The following is an 18838-nucleotide window of genomic DNA, read 5'->3' as shown; positions in this document are numbered from 1 at the left end:
TTTTTGAAAATTATTCCAAATTTAACTGTAAGGCAAAACAGTTTTTATCTTCTTTGGTAATACTGAAAACAATAACATTATCAGCTACATTTTCATGAATCATTACTTCATCTCGCAGCGAAAGCTCTTTCATGAAATTCATCTCAAAGCTTTTTATTTTTTGTTTTAAGATGATATTTTCATCTACTAAGTCCATACACCATTCCAGATATTTGACATGATTAACATGGTTAACAATGTCTAAATCTGATAAAATAACAGTTTTGCTAAACACCTCTTCTTTTTCAGGATTAATGTCGATTTTAGAAAAACCTTCCTGAGTGGCTTTTACATCTGGAAATAATTCAAAATGGTCGTGTTCGAGAGTAAGTAATTCAGGGCGGCGTTTCTGAGTATTGAAAACAGCCCAGAAAGTCTCACAACCCACTAGTTTTTTACCATTTACATATATTTCTAATGCACGTACAGAACGTGAATTTTCTAAGCTGTTAATCCACGTTTTTACTGTTACCGTATCTTTCCATTTTGGCAAAGCGCTAATTTCTACACGCATTCTGCTCAAAACCCAGGCCTGGTCAAATTCCTGCATATCTGTAAAACTAATCCCTCCAATTTCAGAATGGGTAGCTGCTGTGAGCTGCAATAAATTACATAATTCAGTATATTTTAAGTACCCATTAGGCAAACATTGTGTGAAATTGATTTCATAGTCTTTGCTTAATATAGAAGTAAAATCAGGTGCTATTGGCATGAAAATTATAATTTCAGATTAACGGTTTAATTTAAGATTTTGTTTGAGTTTCAATATAATCAATTACCTGGTGAACCGGTGTTTCAAAATGGAACCATTTTGTATCGTTGTCTCTTTTAAACCAGGTCAGTTGGCGTTTTGCAAAACGTCGGGTATTTTTCTTGATTTCTTCGACGGCAGACTCCAATGAAAATTCTTTGTCAAAATAAGCAAATAACTCCCGATAGCCTACTGTTTGCAGTGCATTTAATTCTTTGTTGGGATACAGTTCTTTGGCTTCTTTTAATAAACCTTCTTGCATCATGAGGTTAACCCGCTGGTTGATACGGTTGTACATCACATTTCTTTCGGCTTCCAGACCAATAAGAACTGGGGTGAAGTTTCTTTTGTTTTTTTTCTGATTTAAGAAAGAAGAATATGGCTTTGATGTACCTATACAAACTTCAACAAAACGCATCATTCGTTGCGGATTGAGTAAGGTTTGCGGATTTTCCAGATTAATTTTTTCAAAATAATCGGCATCATGTTTTTTTAATTGCTGTTGTAAATAAGTGATTCCTAATTTCTCATAATTAGCATTTACTTGCAGGCGTATATCCGGATTGATTTCAGGAAAGTCATCAAAACCTTGTAAAACAGCATTAACATACAAACCGGAACCTCCAACAAGGATTACATAATCGTTGGTTTTAAATAATTCTTCAATAGTAGCAATGGCTTCTTTTTCAAAATCACCAACGGTATAATGTTCAAAAATGCTTTTATTCTGAATAAAATGATGTTTGGCAGCTGCTAATTCTTTTGAATTCGGTACAGCAGTTCCAATGGTCATTTCCTTAAAAAACTGACGGCTGTCACAGGAAACAATTTCGCACTTGTAATAATTAGCTAATTGAATGCTTAAAGCTGTTTTTCCTATAGCTGTTGGTCCTGTTATGGTAATTAGTTTTTTCATTATTTGTTGTCTAAAGCATGTCCGCATTTTGGACAAAAGTTAGCGTCTTTTGGATATTCTTCATTACCACAATCAGGGCAGGGATTTTGATAAACAGTATCATTATTTTCATAATTGTGTCTGGCAATTTCAGCTGTTACAATTCCTGTGGGAACGGCAATAATTCCATATCCCAGAATCATAACTAAAGAAGCCATAAATTGTCCCAAAGGTGTTTGTGGAGAAATATCGCCATAACCTACTGTTGTTAAGGTAACTATTGTCCAGTAGATACTTACCGGGATACTGGTAAAACCACTTTCTTTACCTTCAATCAGATACATAATTGAACCAATGAGAATGGTACTTATCAAAACAAAATAGATGAAAATTACTATTTTATTTCTACTGGCAATAAGTGCTTTTTTTAATTTTATAGATTGGGTGTTGAACTGGGGATTATTTAAAATTTTAAACAATCGCAAAAGCCTTAAAGCTCTGATTACGGTTAAAATATTAGTTCCTACCAGAAAAAGAGATACATACATTGGTAAAATAGCCAGCAAATCAATAATGCCGTAAAAACTAAAAATATAACGAATGGGTCTTTTTATAGAAAAAATCCGAAGCGCATATTCAATTGTGAATAAAATGGTAATAATCCATTCTAAAGTAATCAGGTAAGAATGGTATTTTAAATTGAATCCGGAAACGGTTTCCATCATGACCAGAAATACACTAAACAAAATCAGTCCCAGTAGTATCAAATCAAATAAACGTCCCGCTTTAGTATCGGTCTGGTATATAATTACATAGACTTTTCTTCTGAAAGATGTATATATTGAATTTGTCATTTGATTAAAGTTTAAAAATGGATAATCTTTAAAGCTTTGTTTTTTCGGATATAAGTTTGAATAATACGCTGTATATCGCGGCTGCTTTGCATCGGGATGAGAATGTTTTTTAAAATTTCCGGATTATTAATCTGATAGTTTAAGTCGTAATAGGCATATCCTTTATAAACACCATTTTCCACCAGTACAGCACTTCTTTCATTAACATTTCTGCCTCTGTCGACAATAATCATATTTTTATTGTCAAAACTATTTTTATCAATAAAATTTTGTACTCTCAGATTATAGTCTGAAGGAGAAATTTTACCGGTACAGGCACCATCACATTCATTAGTCGTCACCTGAAAACAATTGGTTTTACTTTCGTATAAACCGGTTAGTTTTTGGCACAACTGATAATTTTCAGTAATGCTGTGTAAGGCATTTTTACCATCAGCAGCATTTAGATAGGAAAGAATTTCTTTTTTTCTGCCATCTGTTTTCTGAAGTTTCAAACGCAAATAACCCGCACTGTCTTTTTCAGAATAAATAGCCCAGGAAAAATGATTTTTGCGGGACATACGATTATAAACCGGTTTATTTATTTTGATTTCCTGTGCTTCTTTTATCAGTGCTATGAGTTCGTTTCCTGTTTCTTCGAAAGTTACCGTGTAAACTTCAGACTGTATTTTTTTTGCGCTTCGGGTGATTCCTGTAAAATGCTGATTGACTCTTTTTTTTATGTTTCGGCTTTTACCAATAAAAATAATTTTACCTTGCTCATTATGAATGTAGTAAACCCCTGTTTTTGAAGGTAAACTTTCTATAATATCTAATAATTTAGGAGCTATCCCTTTTTGGATTTCCGACTTGATTAATCCGGTAATAATTTCTTTTTCTACATCTTTGTCCAAAAGCATTTTAAAGAGCTTAACAGTAGCCATGGCGTCTCCGCTGGCACGGTGTCTGTCGGCCATTGGAATTCCTAATGCACGAACTAATTTTCCTAAGCTGTGGGAAGTTTGTTCCGGCAATAGTTTTTTAGACAATTCAACTGTACAAAGTGTTTTGGTATTGAAATCATAACCCAGACGACGAAATTCAGTTCGAAGGATACGATAGTCAAAATCAGCGTTATGAGCCACTAAAACACAATCCGTTGTGATTTCCACGATTCGTTTGGCAACTTCATGAAATTTTGGAGCCGAACGAAGCATTGCATTGTTAATTCCGGTTAGTTTTACCACAAAAGGCTGGATAGGAATTTCGGGATTGACCAGGCTGATAAATTGATCAACTATTTGATGACCGTCAAATTTATAGATAGCAATTTCAGTAATCCCTTCTTCATTAAACTGTCCTCCGGTAGTTTCTATGTCTAATATTGCGTACAAAATAAGTATTCAGTTTACAGTTTTTAGTATTCAGTTTTAAATCTGAATTCTCAAATGGTTAATCATTAATCAATAATCAATAATCAATTTCTCTCTCCAAATATACTACTTCCTACCCGAATCATCGTACTGCCACAATCGATAGCTAGTTTATAATCGTCGGACATTCCCATTGATAGTACTGAAAGTTTTAACGTGGGAACTGACTGCATTTGAATAGTATCAAATATAGCTTTGAGGTGAATAAATTCCTGTTTTATTTGATCCTGATTATTTGTAAATGTTGCCATTCCCATTAATCCCAAAATACGAATATTTTTCATTTCCTGAAATTCAGTTGAATTTAAAAGAACTTCAAGTTCCTGTTCGTCAAAGCCAAATTTGGTTTCTTCTTCAGCAATGTGTATTTGCAATAAACAATCAATTATGCGATCATTTTTCTGAGCTTGTTTATTGATTTCCTGTAATAATTTCAAGCTATCTACACCATGAATCAGACTTACATATTCTGCCATAAATTTTACTTTATTGGTCTGAACATGGCCTATCATGTGCCATTGAATGTCTTTGGGCATTTGTTCCCATTTTTCAGTCATTTCCTGAACCTTGTTTTCACCAAAAATTCTTTGACCGGCATTATAAGCTTCCATTAAATCCGATACGGGTTTGGTTTTAGAAACGGCTACCAGAGTTACATTTTCTGGTAAAGATGATTTTATTTTTTGCAAATTAGAAGGTATAGACATTTTAAACTTTTTATTTAGTTAAAATTATTAAAGGAACTGTTTAGCAACTTTTTCGGCTTTTTTATTTTCTGAATAATCGTAAAAACCTTCTCCCGATTTCACGCCTAATTTTTTAGCATTAACCATATTGACTAAAAGTGGGCTGGGAGCGTATTTAGGGTTTTTAAAACCTTCGAATATAACATTCATTATTGAAAGACAAACATCAAGACCAATGAAATCTGCCAATTGTAAAGGTCCCATGGGGTGTCCCATGCCTAATTTCATCACTGTGTCAATTTCAGTTACACCTGCTACATTAGTATGTAAAGTTTCGATGGCCTCATTGATCATCGGCATTAAAACCCTGTTGGCAACAAATCCCGGAGCATCATTTATTTCTACCGGATTTTTACCAAGTTTTTGGGCTAAAGTCATCGTGATTTTAGTTACTTCATCACTGGTTTTATTTCCACGAATTACTTCAACTAATGGCATTAAAGGCACAGGGTTCATAAAATGCATCCCAATTACCCGTTCGGGATGTGCTACTTCTGCAGCAATTCGGGTAATTGAAATAGAAGAAGTATTGGTTGCGAAAATGGTGTTATGCGAGCATAATTCATTTAGTTTTCTGAAAACACGAAGTTTTAAATCCAGATTTTCGGTTGCAGCTTCAATGACTAAATCGGCGCCAACTACACCATCTTCAATATCAGTATAGCAAATAATATTGGTAATGGTTTTCATTTTATCTTCGGCAGTAATACTTCCTTTGGAAAGCATTCTGTCTAAATTAGTAAAAATAGTAGTCATTCCTTTTTCCAAAGCAGCTTCGGAAACATCAATTAATTTTACCGTAAAACCATTTTGCGCAAAAGTATGAGCAATTCCGTTGCCCATCGTTCCTGCACCTATTACTGCTACTATTTTCATATTGTAAAAAATGCTGTTTATATTTTAGCCACGAAATCACTAATTAACTTTGTGATTTCGTGGCTAACTTATTATTTTATCTGAAATTATTTCTTAAAACAAGCTATAATTTGATATGCCACTCTCAAAGCTTCTGTTGCCTGATCCAAAGTTACAATTGGGGTAGTGTTATTGTTAATGGCATCCGCAAACGTTTCTAATTCATCTAAGATAGCATTATTTTGCTGTACTTCAGGGTTTGAAAAGTAAATTTGTTTTTTCACGCCTTCAGCATTTTGCAAAATCATATCAAAATCGCCAGGAACTTCGGGAGCATCTTTCATTTTTACCACTTCGCATTTCTTTTCTAAAAAGTCAACCGAGATATAAGCATCTTTTTGGAAAAAACGTGTTTTTCGCATGTTTTTCATCGAAATTCTACTCGAAGTTAAATTAGCAACACAGCCGTTTTCAAATTCGATTCGTGCATTAGCTATATCCGGCGTATCACTGATTACAGAAACCCCACTGGCACTAATATTTTTCACTTTGGATTTTACGACACTTAAAATCACATCAATATCGTGAATCATTAGGTCTAAAACCACTGGAACATCGGTACCACGCGGATTGAATTCAGCCAGACGGTGTGTTTCTATAAACATGGGATTTTCGACCATGCTTTTGGTCGCTATGAAAGCAGGATTAAAGCGTTCTACATGACCTACTTGTCCTTTTACATTATATTCATTTGCTAAAGCAATAATTTCCTCAGCTTCTTCAATAGTATTCGAAATAGGTTTTTCTATAAAAACGTGCTTACCTGATTTTATAGCAGTTCTGGCACATTTGTAATGGGAAAGAGTGGGGGTTACAATATCAATTACATCTACAGCATGAATCAATTTGGCAATAGTATTGAAATTTTTGTATCCAAATTCTTTTGAAATTTTTTGAGCGTATTCCTGATTTTCATCATAAAAACCAACTAATTCGTATTTTTCAGATTGTTGTAATAAACGCAAATGAATTTTTCCCAGATGCCCGGCACCTAAAACTCCAACTTTTAGCATGATAATGTATTTTTAACAAAAGTAGGAAATTCAAATTAAAAATATAGAATAATTGATTTGGATTTTGGGTTTTGGATTTTGGAATTTTTACTGTTATTTTTACCAAAAAATAAACTCCACGCATTGAAAGATACAGCCAAACATCAAGGACTTCGCAATCAGTTAGTAAGCACTTTACAGCACAAAGGAATTACTGATTTAAGAGTACTCGATGCGATAAAAAAAATCCCGAGACACCTTTTTTTGAATTCAAGTTTTGAGGATTATGCCTATCAGGATAAAGCATTTCCCATTGGTGCCGGACAAACCATTTCCCAGCCTTATACCGTAGCTTTTCAGTCGCAGTTACTGGAAATTAAAAAAGAACATAAAATATTAGAAATAGGCACCGGTTCCGGATATCAGACGGCTGTTTTATGCATGATGGGAGCAAAAGTGTATAGTATAGAGAGGCAAAATGAGTTGTTTAAACAAACATCAGCATTGTTGCCGAAGTTAGGAATAAGACCTAAACACCTCACTTTTGGCGATGGGTATAAAGGCTTGCCTACTTATGGTCCTTTTGACGGAATTATTGTGACAGCCGGAGCACCATTTATTCCTAAACCTTTAATGGCTCAGTTAAAAATAGGAGGCAGGTTAGTAATCCCTTTAGGAGAAGAGGTGCAGATTATGACATTGCTGATCCGGAAAAACGAAACTCAGTTTGAAAAACACGAGTTAGGAGAGTTTCGGTTTGTTCCTTTGTTAGAAGATAAAAATTAAGCTTTTAAAATTAATTAAAAGCTTTTTTTATTCTGTCCAGATCACGTTTGGTATCCTGTTCTTTCAAAGATTCGCGTTTGTCATAGTTTTTCTTACCCTTACAAAGTCCGATTTCGAGTTTTGCAAGCCCTTTTTCATTTGTAAACAAACGTAACGGGATAATCGTTAATCCTTTGGCCTGTACACTTCGGGCAAGATTTTTTAATTCCCGTTTATTTAAAAGTAACTTTCGTTCACTTCTTGACTTATGGTTAAATTGGTTTCCGAAAGAATATTCTTCTATGTAAGTATTGATAGCAAAAAGTTCGGTACCGCTAAATTCACAAAAACTTTCTGTAATATTGGCTTTTCCCAAACGTATCGATTTGATTTCAGTTCCTGCCAGAACAATTCCGGCAGTGAATTTTTCGATTATTTCATAATCAAATCGCGCTCTTTTATTAAGTATGTTGACAGTTTTTAGCATAGGATTGCAAATGTAGAACAATTACTAAAATTCCACAATTTTTTAATCAAATTGATATAAATTTGCTTTATGGAAAAACAAACATCAAATGATCCGCTTCACGGGGTTACTTTAAAAACAGTAATGGAAAAATTAGTTGCTTTTTATGGTTTTGATACCTTAGGGGAATTGATAAAAATTAAATGTTTTACGGATAATCCAAGTATAAAATCAAGTCTGACTTTTTTAAGAAAAACCGATTGGGCCAGAAAAAAAGTAGAAGAATTATATATTAAATCATTGCCTAAATTTGATTAAATTGTAATTACAACTTGTAGGAAATCATAACGCCGCCTCTGTAAGGAAGCCATTCACCACTTTTATTATACTTGGTAGCTGATTCATATCTTCCGGGTTGATCGGTGTAATATCCTTTATAAAATCCCTGATGCCAACCGCCGCCAATAAAAGCATCTAAGGTTAATTTATCGCTTAATTTTTTTTGATAACCAATTGTGGCGCCTATACGGTAACCCAAACCTTTTTCATATTTATTAGTTCCCCAGTAATTCCATTTTTGTAATTTATAAGCATCAGGTCCGGTATGGGCACCTAGATACAAGCCCTTATATTTTTCTTTAAAGTAATAGCGGTATTCAGGTGTTAACATAATTGCCTGCATGGGTTTTCCATCAAAAGATTTCCAGAATGACGCAAAAATATCAATACTCAGGGTAGATTTAGCTCCAATGCTGGTTTCAATTCCTACTTGTGGTACTCCCACTAAAGCGGATAATCCGTTAAATTTGATATAAGTCTGACTTTGTATTGTAATCGAAAATAAAAAAATAAAAAGAGAGAAGCTGAGTTTTTTCATAGGTATATTTACCGCCATTTTTTGATGTAAAATGGCGGGTAAGCTGGCAAAAGTATGTTTTTTACTGTAAAGTATTTACTATAATTATGTTAATTTTGATGGGAATACTAAGTAACCGGAACTACAAATATTAATTTTAAAACAGTGTAATACTGAATTTTGAATCGAAAACTTCATTAGCTTCTATTATTTGGATACCTTCTTTTTCAAAAATATTTCCTGTAGTATCGTTTGTATCTGAATAACCATACCAGGGTTCGATACAAATAAACGGAGCGTCTTGCTTAGTCCAGATTCCTAAATGCGGAAATCCATTATAAGCCACTTCAAGTAAAGGATTTTTGTTTTTTAATATAGTTAAACTGCTTGATTTCAGGTTTTTAAATATAAGAGCATCATTTTCGAATAAAGTATAATTTAATGCTACTAAATCATCCTGTTTTTCGATTGTTTCCGTTTTGTCTGAAATTAAATCATTCTCTAAAAGATTATAAACCAAAGCTTCGTCTTTTTCGAAAGCAATGGCATAATTTTCGAAATTTCCTTCTAAAGCAAAAGCCGGGTGTGCACCGATAGAAAAAGGCATTTTAGATTTACTTAGGTTAATTACTTTGTATTCAATATTAAGGCTTTTATTTTCAAGGGTGTAAATAATTCGCAATTCAAATTTAAAAGGATAGACTTTCAATGTTTCAGCTGTTTCCTGAATGGAAAAAACAGCGCGATTTTCTTTCTGTTCAGTTAATTCAAACACTAAATCTCTTGCGAAACCATGTCTGGGTAAATTATATTCAGAATTATCTATTTTAAAAGAATTGTTTTTAAGTGTTCCCACGATAGGAAATAATACGGGTGAATGTTTTCCCCAAAATTCAGGGTTTCCTTCCCAGATGTATTGTTTACTGGTTTCATTAGATTGTAAGGAACATAATTCCGCTCCTTTATGATTTATTTTTGCGGTAAGACCGGCATTAGAAATTGTTGTAATCAAAGCGTATTTTTTTAAAAAATTAAGTTCGTATAAAGATATTTCATAAATTTTAATTAAACCTTAAATTATATTAAAGTAATCTGTAATTTTTTTTATTAATTTGTTTCAAATTGAAAAAAGATGAAAAACATTCGATTGGGAGTTATTTTTCAAATAGCTCTTTTTTTAGGGGGAAGCGCTCTAACAGCCCAGGAAACTACTGCTTTAAAACAAAAATCTAACTATGATTACCACGATGCTTTTGCTCCGTTTTTTTATACTAAAAATGGGACAGCTACACGTTCAGCAAGTGGAAAACCGGGAGTTGCGTATTGGCAAAACCGTGCCGATTATCAATTAACTGCCAGTTTAAATGAAAGTACAAATGAAATTACAGCTACTGATATTATTACGTATACCAATAACAGTACGGACGAAATGTCTTTTTTGTGGCTAAATTTAGATCAGAATTTATTTAAAGAAGATTCCCGCGGTGAGGCAATTGTGCCTGTAACCGGAAGCAGAAACGGAAAACAGGGACAAATTTTTGACGGAGGTCATAAAATTAAATCGGTTAAAATTATTAAAATTGATAACAAGAAGGTAAAGGATTTAGAAGCGAAATATCTTATTACTGATACGCGCATGCAGATTTTTTTACCGGAAACTTTGAAATCAAAAGGAGGGAAAGTTGAGTTCAAAATAGAGTTTTCTTATATTTCTCCAAACGAAGGATCAGACAGAACTGGAGTTCTGGAAACTAAAAACGGAAAAATATTTACTATTGCACAATGGTATCCGCGTATGTGCGTGTATGATGATATTAGAGGCTGGAATACAAATCCTTATCTGGGTGCATCAGAGTTTTATTTAGAATATGGTGATTTTGATATTTCTCTTACCGTTCCTTCAAACCATATTGTGGTTTGTTCCGGAGAATTATTAAATCCAAAAGAAGTGTATTCATCTGAAGGATTCAAACGATTCAATCAGGCTAAAGAAAGTGATCAGACAGTAATGATTCATTCTGTTGAAGATGTAGTAGCGGCTAAAACTCCGGTTTCAACTACTAAAACCTGGCATTATAAATTAAATAATGCTCGTGATGTTTCATGGGCATCTTCGGCAGCTTTTATTTTAGACGGAGCCAAAATTAATTTGCCAAGCGGAAAAAAAGCATTAGCCTTATCTGCTTATCCGGAAGAAAGTGCCGGAAACGAAGCCTGGGGACGTTCTACTGAATATGTCAAACATTCGATAGAGAATTATTCTAAAAGATGGCTGGAATATACTTATCCTGTAGCGACAAATGTAGCCGGAAATGAAGGAGGAATGGAATATCCGGGAATTGTTTTTTGCGGATGGAAAGCGAAAGGGAAAAGCCTGTGGGGCGTTACGGATCATGAGTTTGGACATAACTGGTTTCCAATGGTTGTGGGATCTAATGAGCGTTTATTTGCCTGGATGGATGAAGGATTTAACTCTTTTATTAATACATTAAGTGATGTTGATTTTAATAATGGTGAATATAAAGGCGAAAAAGAAGACATGCATGAACACGCCTCTACCTATACAAGAGCCGATTTAGAAACCATGATGAGTTCACCGGATAATATGAAGGAAGCAAACATAGGTACTTTATGTTATTCAAAACCTAGTGCCGGATTAGTAATGTTAAGAGAGCAAATTTTAGGGGAAGACCGATTTGACAGGGCTTTTAGAACGTATGTAGAACGATGGGCTTTTAAACATCCTACACCGGATGATTTTTTCAGAACAATGGAAAATGTAGGCGGTGAAGATTTAGGCTGGTTCTGGAGAGGATGGTTTCAGTACAACTGGCAATTTGATCAGGGCGTTAATGCTATCAAATACATAAAAAATGATCCTAAAAAAGGTGTTTTAATTACGATTGAGAATTTCGAAAAAATGCCAATGCCGGTTATTATGGACATCAAAACAAAAAGCGGAAAAACAGAGCGTGTTAAACTACCTGTAGAGGTTTGGCAAAAAAATGTCCAATGGACTTTTAAACACCCTTCGACTGAAGAAATAGAAAGCATAACACTGGATCCGGATCATGTATTTCCTGATATTAATGAAACCAATAATAGCTGGACTGCTGATAAGGGAATAATTGAAAAGGATATTATTTTAGATCCTTATTTAGGAAGTTATTCTAATTCCAGAATGCCTATTAAGATTGTAATTACTGAAAAAAATACTCTTTTGAATGTAGAAATTACTGATTATCCGGAATTTTCACTAAGTCCTATTGGTAAAGATTTTTTTGAGTCTAAACGTGCCGGTTTGAAATTTCAGTTTAATGAAGATAAAACAGGATTTGACATGATTGTAAGTGAAACCAGAAAAATTCCTTTTACAAAAGATAAATAATTGTAATCTAATTGTTAACGCTGAACGGCTATTGAAAATACTCAATAGCCGTTTTTGTTTTTTCAAAATTATATCGCCGTAATCTTTGTTTGTAAAGGGTAAAAAAATGTACTTTTATTGTTTTTATTTATTTAATAATCTCAAGAACTTCATTTTGGATAAAAAAATTATAATTGCAATTGACGGGTTTTCTTCCACAGGAAAAAGTACATTAGCAAAACAACTGGCAAAACATTTAGGATATGTATTTATAGACACGGGTGCTATGTACCGTGCAATTGCTTTCTTTTCTATGCAAAAAGGATACATTAATGATGAATTTTTTGATAAAGAAGCTTTAATAAAGAGTTTACCGGCTATTCGTTTGCAGTTTAAATTTAATAGCGGATTAGGTTTTGCCGAAATGCATCTGAATGGTGAAAATGTAGAAAAACAAATCCGAAGCTTTGAAGTTTCCGGTTTTGTGAGCAAAGTAGCTGAGATTACAGAAGTACGAAAAAAACTGGTGGAACAGCAGCAGGAAATGGGTAAGGACAAAGGCATTGTGATGGATGGAAGGGATATAGGAACAGTTGTCTTTCCTGAGGCAGAACTTAAAATATTCATGATGGCAAGTGCCCAAACCCGTGCTCAAAGGCGGTATGATGAACTGATACAAAAAGGAGATTTGGTTACTTTTGAAGAAGTCTTTAATAATGTAGTAGAGCGTGATTATATTGATACACACCGAAATAATTCGCCATTGACAAAAGCAGACGATGCGGTTGAAATTGATAATTCTAACCTAAGCCGTGAAGATCAGTTTGATCTGGTTTTAGAGGTGGTAAATAAGATTATGAAAAAGAAATAATTCTTTAAAATGCGGTTTAAATTTTGAAGTTTATTAAATCAACAGAATTTATTTGCTGGAGGCAGGATGTGCATTTAATTATAAATAACTTTAAGTACAACTACTTTTTTTAAAGAATTTAGTACTTTATCTAATGTAGAATTTTTTTCTGTTTTTTTGGTCGCCACCAGATTAAAAATCCTGTAATGGGGGCGCTGGCAGCAAAAAGACATACTAAAAAAGCAATTATTTTAGTAGGTAAACCATAAATACTTCCCGTATGTACAGGATAAATAATGCGTCTTAATTTGTCTCCTTTTGTAAAGGTTTCATAAGGTTTTGTTTGGATATTTTTAGCTGTATATCTATCAAAATAGGCAATGCTGGATTGATTAGGAATACTTTTTTCTGTATTTTCTTTGGTTACTAAAATACTACTAACCGTGTCGTTTGGCATTCTTATCTGAACGTTCCCCTGGTAAGGATAAATTTCATTTGTTTGATCTATAATGCTTTGATAGAAAAATGTTTTTTGAGACAGTAACTCTGTTTTAGGAGGATTGGTTACTTTTATAGATGGTTTTACAGCAATGCCATCCGTTAGATAATAAAGACTGTTTTCAAACCATTTAAATGACCAGGTTAACCCTGTAAGCGCTATAATGAATAAAAACAGGAAACTATAGAAACCAAGAACAGAGTGAAAATCCCAATTAACTCTCTTGAATGAAGCATTCCATTTGATAGTTAGCCGTTGTTTTAAATTCTTGAGTTTTTTGGGCCACCATAAAAACAAACCACTCAATAGTATAATGATAAAAATTAAGCAGGAACAACCGGTGATGAATTTTCCGGTTTTTCCAAGTAAAAGACTGCGATGTAATTTATTGACAATAGAAAAGAAATGTTTCTTTTGCTCTATACTACTGACAATTTTTCCGGTATAAGGATTTACAGCAAAAAAGATAGTGTTACCCTTGGTATTTTTGCCCATGACAAGAACGGTACGTTCAGGATCATTAAAAGTATAAATACGGTTGATTGTGTCAATAGCGTATTCTTTTTTTAATGTATTTATGGAATAATCTATTGGCTTTTTAAATTTTCCAACAGTTTCCACTTTGTAAAATTCAGGGTGAATGAACGTATCAATTTCTTCTTCAAAAACCAAAATACTTCCTGATAAGGCTACAATAAATACAATAAGCCCGGACGCAAGTCCGAGCCATAAATGTATTTTTCCGATACTTTTCTTGATTCTTTTATTCATTTCAACCTTATTGAATAAGTGTTTTTTTGTACAAATAAAAGAGAATTAAAACGAATAACCTAAGGTTAATAACCAGTTTTTAGGTGCTCCCGGGAATACCCGGATGTAATCGTATCCGCCAACCCAATACGTTTTATTCGCAATATTATTCGCATTCAACTGGATTTTGAATTTATTAATAGTGTAATACAAAGCAGCATTCATCACAGTATAACCCGGAATCGTCTGAGTTGCACTAATACTCAGGTTACGTTGGGTAACAAAATTAGAACCAAAAGCCAGTCCAAAATCTTTCAATGCTCCTTCGGTAAAATTATATCTTGTCCAAATATTTCCCTGGTGTTTAGGTGTGTTCGGTTTTTGTCTGCCAATTTCACTGGCTACCGGACTATCGGTAATACTGGACTCATTGAAAGAGTAAGCTGCCGAAATGCTCCATTGATTAGTAATTCGCCCATTAAGATCAATTTCAATTCCTTTGGATTCCTGTTCACCGATAGCTCTCATTAAATCAATATTGCTGGAATCATTGGCATTGTACAAGCTATTTTTTTCTTTGATTTTATAAAAAGCTAAGGTTACATACAAACTTTCGTTAAACCATGATGATTTTCCACCAAATTCAATCATATTGCTTTCTAAGGGATCAAATGGACCTCCCGCATTTGGATTAGAAATTATCGATGCCGTTTGCGGATTGTATCCTTTTACATAAGTACTGTATAAATTAACATTAGGTGTCAAAGTATAGGTAAGTCCCAGACGTGGTAAAAAAGAATGTTGTTTTACTTTCTTTTCATTGTCTTTAGTATAGTTTTCCCTATCAATATATTCGTCATAGCGTACACCCAATAATGCTTTCAGCGGACCTAGTTTTATCTGATCCTGCAAATAGATTCCATACGTAGAGTAAAAAGTAGGGTCATAAGCTCTGGTGGTGTAAAAATATTTACTCATGTCTTTTAATTGCTGAGAATTGTATGGATTTGATAAATCAAAATGTGCCACATTGGGAACAGGATTTCCATTTGCATCTAGTAAATAAGCACTTTGGTTATTAGGATTATAGGTGTTAATGGCACCTGTATTGGCTGCGTTTCTATAACCTTTTGCTTCTAACTGAGAACCTCCCGCAGGAAGTTTTTCCTGAGCATAATCATAACCTAAAACTAAGTTGTGATCCAGTATTCCGGTTTTAGTTTTATAAACAAAAAAGTTAGAAATATTATCGATATATCGTTTTCTTTTTCTCATAAAAACCTGCATTTCAATTGCGGTTGGGATGGAAACTCCGTCGCCGTCAACTGCATATTTATTAGCTCCGCGATGTTCTAATAAATCTTCGTTGTATCCTGTACGGATATAAGATGCCGAAAAAGAAAGATTGTCACTTAATTGATGGTTTAATGAAGTGGTAAGAATATACGTTTCTTCGTTTAGGTAATCATTTGTAGCGTTTAGCGATTGTCTGATATTGGTAGAGTACAAATCATTTTCATAAGTAGATTGTCCCCGGTCTAAAATACTTTTGGAATTGTTGTAAATTAAATCAAAGTTCACACGCGTTTTGTCATTAGGCAGGAATGAAAAGGAAGGAGCAATAACGATGTTTTTGTCAAATTGTAGGTCTCTGAATGAATTAGCATTTTCGTAACCAATATTCAGACGATACAAAAGCGTTTTGTCTTCATTAAGCGGTCCCGTAAAATCACCTAAAGCTCTTAGGGTGTTAAAACTTCCGGTTGAAAAACTGATGCTATTAGCAGCCTGATCCAATGGTTTTTTGGTAACTCTGTTCACCACACCACCCGGAGAAGCGTTCCCGAAAAGGGCAGAAGAAGGCCCTTTTAAAACCTCTACACGTTCAAGGTAATTGGTTAAGGGCTGTTTCCAGAAACCCGTAGAAGTTCGTAATCCGTTTAATAATTGGGTGTTACTTTGTCCGTTAATTCTAAATCCTCTGATGGAAATATCATCGTAAAAGGTGAATTGTGTTACGCCACTAAAGTTTTTTACCAGTTCTCCCACACGCATCGTTCCCTGATCGGCAATTAATTCTTTTGTAGCATAAGAAACGGATTGTGGCAGGTCTTTTAATGCAATTTCGGTTTTTGCACCAATAAAAGAGCGGGTATTTTTATATGACTTTTCTTTTCTACCGATAATTTCCACCGTTTGTAAAGCATTTATGTTTTCTTTTAAAGTAACATTAATAATTGTATTTTCATTCTCGCTTAAGGTTACTTTTTTTTCCTGACTAATGTATCCTAAAGCTGTAAAAAGTAAGGTATAGGTTCCGGAATTTAAATTTTTAAGTTCGTAATTTCCATTTTTATCAGCATCTGCCTGACGATTGTTTTCTTTAATAATAACAGTCGAATATAAATAATCCGGAGTGTTTTCAGTGTATATTTTTCCTTTTACAGAACCGCTTTGAGCTCTTAATATTGCGGACAGCCCGAATAACAATATGATGCAAATTTTTCTCATGATAAATACGTTAATTTTTTGCAAATTTATTTTTATTTAGAACAAGTACAAATAAAAATAACTGTTATTTTTTATATTTATATTAAAGAGCTGTTATATAGGGCATTGTGATTTTGTTTTTTAGTTGACTTCAGGAAGTGTAAAAAAAAACTGCTAAAAGACTGCTAGCTGAATTCCTGTTTGCTAATTCGTTCTCCATCTTTGATTTCGTTGTTTAGTTTTTTTCTGATGAAACGGTTAATAAATCATTTCAAAAGCATCATTGAAAAATCTGTCAAATAGATCAGGCAGGCTGGGAAAGAACTTTCCCGATAACCCGTTAAAGTGTTTTTAGAGCAAACTTGCTAAGAAGATAGAGAGTTGTTCTGTTTTCAATAGTTTTATATACTAAAAAAGACAGCACTTTAATTTAAAAGGACTGTCTTTTCTAATTTATATGTTAATGTTTTTTTAATAATTATTGTACATGGACCAGTTCCCATGATTTTATATTACAATAACGACCAGCTGCAGATTGAGTTGTAAGTTCTCCAAAAGATACCTCAGAGGCTTGATTCACAGTGAATTCTACAGAATAAACTTTTACGGTTTCAATTCTTTCGTATCCTAAAACTCCGGTTGCTGTATTCAGGTCTTCAACATCGGGAAGTCCATTTCCACTGGAGATAACAAAATATGCACCACCTTCATCTGCAAGGGAATGATTTGTAGCTGTTACAGTAACTTTTAACTGATAAGTTGCCGGCTCTAAACTAATAGTTTGATATATTTTTCCATTAACAATTTCAGGAGCTCCCCAACCGGATTCGAGATTAAAAATATTGCCGTTTTTCTGATCCCATCCACCATATCCGTCGTGGTTTTTTGCTGCATCATTGGTAATCCATGGAGATCCTAAATTACCCCATCTTGAACCGGCTTCTTCTGCTATATAAGGTACTGCAGCATTTTGTAAAATAGGTAAAACAAATGGTTTATGATTAGTGTAGTCCGTGTAAATGGTGTCCAGTGCTAGTGGTGAGTATTTAAAAGCGGTGCGGTATTTTAAGGTTGTACCACTTTTGAAATCAGATATAGCAATTTTAATATTGTTAGTTTTGTTGAAAATCTCAATTTCCTCATCCTGATCATTGGTATAGATTATTTCAGTACCTAAAATTCCGGTAATAAGAGCTATTGGGCTAAACGTAAAATTTAATTGACTGTGTTTTAATTCTGAAGTAACAATTTCTCTGTTTTCAATAGAACTCAGATAAGTATCACCATAAACTTTGGCTCCTCCGCTGGCAAGCTCAGTGTTATTTCCTTCACTGTCAATGGACAGAATTTCGAATATGTGAAGTTTTTCATCAAGATTATTGATTTCTGTTGCAAATAAGTTTTCTTCACCTTCATGTGTTACTGGTACTGTAACAGATTGAGATTTATTGTCCCAATATATTTTTACTTCAGACATATTGGCATCATCAACTTTTCCTTCAATAGAAACCATATTTATTCCCGGTCTTATTTCAAAAGAGGAAATTTCAGTTGCTGTATTTGAACCATTATTTGAAGAATACATAGAGTATTCATCATCACAGGATAAAATGGTTAAAAATAAGCTCAAAATAATTAATTTAATCGCATAACGGTGTTTGAAATTCATAATAATTTGGTTTGGTTAATAATCGGTTAGTTTTGATAAAATTCCCTCATTAATGTGTGTTTTTAATCAAAATTTCAGCAATAAAAGAGGTGTTTTTTTTGAAGTTATAAAATGCAAGTATTGTCAGTATCCTGTTGTGTCCTGTATTAAATACTGTTTATTATCGCTATTTAAATTAATTCATAGCCAGTATTTTAATTTTTTTTTAGCAGGAAATACGCAGTTAAAAAACGGTGTTAGCAGTAGTTTTTATAGTAGTTCGTCTTTACGTAAATTTTTGAAATAGGAATGCCGGTTTATTAAAAAAAGACCATTATTTTTCAGTGTTGATTTTTTGTGATAAAAAATCGTTTTTTATTGATTTTTTTTGCTGAATTAGTATTTTTCTTAAAAAAAATGATTAAAAAATAGAGATAAAGCAAAATTCTTACAAATGAAAAAAACTTTTTTAAAAAGCAGATAAGTTTTTTTTGTAAGAATTAATGTAAATCGAATAAAGTAATTTTTAATATTTAATCGAAT

17 protein-coding genes are annotated in these 18838 nt (G+C 33.4%); 4 read left to right on the top strand and 13 right to left on the bottom strand.

Annotation, left to right across the window (positions count from 1 at the left end):
* Positions 1 to 10: 10 nt before the first annotated feature.
* The 7 genes from ACSV4D_RS14605 to ACSV4D_RS14575 all read right to left on the bottom strand — a co-directional run bounded on the left by ACSV4D_RS14605 (position 11) and on the right by ACSV4D_RS14575 (position 6625).
* Positions 11 to 751, bottom strand: a complete 741-nt coding sequence (locus ACSV4D_RS14605; RefSeq protein ID WP_408078989.1) for an acyl-[acyl-carrier-protein] thioesterase — start codon at positions 749 to 751, stop codon at positions 11 to 13.
* A 31-nt stretch (positions 752 to 782) separates the two neighbouring features.
* Positions 783 to 1706: a tRNA (adenosine(37)-N6)-dimethylallyltransferase MiaA gene (miaA, locus tag ACSV4D_RS14600; protein ID WP_439228829.1), complete on the bottom strand. Its 924-nt coding sequence runs from the start codon at positions 1704 to 1706 to the stop codon at positions 783 to 785.
* Positions 1706 to 2539: an ion transporter gene (locus ACSV4D_RS14595; protein WP_408078993.1), complete on the bottom strand. Its 834-nt coding sequence runs from the start codon at positions 2537 to 2539 to the stop codon at positions 1706 to 1708. Before ACSV4D_RS14595 ends, miaA begins: the two co-directional genes overlap by 1 nt.
* Before the next feature lie 11 nt (positions 2540 to 2550).
* The gene (locus ACSV4D_RS14590; RefSeq protein ID WP_439228828.1) at positions 2551 to 3912 is read right to left on the bottom strand and encodes an exonuclease domain-containing protein; all 1362 of its coding nucleotides are present in this window, start codon (positions 3910 to 3912) and stop codon (positions 2551 to 2553) included.
* An 83-nt stretch (positions 3913 to 3995) separates the two neighbouring features.
* Positions 3996 to 4658: a YggS family pyridoxal phosphate-dependent enzyme gene (locus ACSV4D_RS14585; RefSeq protein WP_439228827.1), complete on the bottom strand. Its 663-nt coding sequence runs from the start codon at positions 4656 to 4658 to the stop codon at positions 3996 to 3998.
* A 27-nt stretch (positions 4659 to 4685) separates the two neighbouring features.
* The gene (locus ACSV4D_RS14580) at positions 4686 to 5573 is read right to left on the bottom strand and encodes a 3-hydroxyacyl-CoA dehydrogenase family protein (RefSeq protein ID WP_439228826.1); all 888 of its coding nucleotides are present in this window, start codon (positions 5571 to 5573) and stop codon (positions 4686 to 4688) included.
* An 86-nt stretch (positions 5574 to 5659) separates the two neighbouring features.
* Positions 5660 to 6625, bottom strand: a complete 966-nt coding sequence (locus ACSV4D_RS14575; protein WP_408079001.1) for a Gfo/Idh/MocA family protein — start codon at positions 6623 to 6625, stop codon at positions 5660 to 5662.
* A gap of 123 nt (positions 6626 to 6748) precedes the next feature.
* On the opposite strand from ACSV4D_RS14575, the gene ACSV4D_RS14570 reads away from it, so the two are divergent.
* The gene (locus ACSV4D_RS14570) at positions 6749 to 7390 is read left to right on the top strand and encodes a protein-L-isoaspartate(D-aspartate) O-methyltransferase (protein WP_439228825.1); all 642 of its coding nucleotides are present in this window, start codon (positions 6749 to 6751) and stop codon (positions 7388 to 7390) included.
* 10 nt (positions 7391 to 7400) lie between these two features.
* Here the strand turns inward: ACSV4D_RS14570 and smpB are convergent, their stop codons facing one another.
* Positions 7401 to 7856, bottom strand: coding sequence for an SsrA-binding protein SmpB (smpB, locus tag ACSV4D_RS14565; RefSeq protein WP_408079005.1), 456 nt, complete (start codon positions 7854 to 7856; stop codon positions 7401 to 7403).
* A 69-nt stretch (positions 7857 to 7925) separates the two neighbouring features.
* Between smpB and ACSV4D_RS14560 the strand changes: the two genes are divergently transcribed.
* Positions 7926 to 8153, top strand: a complete 228-nt coding sequence (locus tag ACSV4D_RS14560; protein WP_439228824.1) for a VF530 family DNA-binding protein — start codon at positions 7926 to 7928, stop codon at positions 8151 to 8153.
* 7 nt (positions 8154 to 8160) lie between these two features.
* On the opposite strand, the gene ACSV4D_RS14555 is transcribed toward ACSV4D_RS14560, so the two are convergent.
* Positions 8161 to 8730 (bottom strand): DUF3575 domain-containing protein, encoded by a 570-nt coding sequence (locus tag ACSV4D_RS14555; protein ID WP_439228823.1) that lies wholly within the window; start codon positions 8728 to 8730, stop codon positions 8161 to 8163.
* A gap of 118 nt (positions 8731 to 8848) precedes the next feature.
* A complete protein-coding gene (locus ACSV4D_RS14550) occupies positions 8849 to 9703 on the bottom strand; it encodes an aldose 1-epimerase family protein (RefSeq protein WP_439228822.1) in 855 nt (284 codons plus the stop codon).
* A 120-nt stretch (positions 9704 to 9823) separates the two neighbouring features.
* Between ACSV4D_RS14550 and ACSV4D_RS14545 the strand changes: the two genes are divergently transcribed.
* A complete protein-coding gene (locus ACSV4D_RS14545; protein ID WP_439228821.1) occupies positions 9824 to 12079 on the top strand; it encodes a M1 family metallopeptidase in 2256 nt (751 codons plus the stop codon).
* Between the two features lie 154 nt (positions 12080 to 12233).
* Positions 12234 to 12929: a (d)CMP kinase gene (gene cmk, locus ACSV4D_RS14540; RefSeq protein ID WP_439228820.1), complete on the top strand. Its 696-nt coding sequence runs from the start codon at positions 12234 to 12236 to the stop codon at positions 12927 to 12929.
* Positions 12930 to 13059: 130 nt separating this feature from the next.
* Here the strand turns inward: cmk and ACSV4D_RS14535 are convergent, their stop codons facing one another.
* From ACSV4D_RS14535 to ACSV4D_RS14525, 3 genes are all read right to left on the bottom strand, one after another.
* Entirely contained in the window at positions 13060 to 14178 is a 1119-nt protein-coding gene (locus ACSV4D_RS14535; RefSeq protein ID WP_439228819.1) for a PepSY-associated TM helix domain-containing protein, read from the bottom strand.
* A 45-nt stretch (positions 14179 to 14223) separates the two neighbouring features.
* On the bottom strand, positions 14224 to 16668 hold the full coding sequence (locus ACSV4D_RS14530) for a TonB-dependent siderophore receptor (RefSeq protein WP_439228818.1): 2445 nt from the start codon (positions 16666 to 16668) through the stop codon (positions 14224 to 14226).
* A 457-nt stretch (positions 16669 to 17125) separates the two neighbouring features.
* Positions 17126 to 18316, bottom strand: a complete 1191-nt coding sequence (locus ACSV4D_RS14525; RefSeq protein WP_439228817.1) for a DUF4998 domain-containing protein — start codon at positions 18314 to 18316, stop codon at positions 17126 to 17128.
* Between the last annotated feature and the right edge of the window lie 522 nt (positions 18317 to 18838).

The organism is Flavobacterium sp. ARAG 55.4 (genome assembly GCF_051846875.1).
GTDB classification, from domain to species: domain Bacteria; phylum Bacteroidota; class Bacteroidia; order Flavobacteriales; family Flavobacteriaceae; genus Flavobacterium; species Flavobacterium plantiphilum.
Note: the sequence above shows the minus strand (reverse complement) of the source record. Positions and strands in the feature narration are given on the sequence as shown.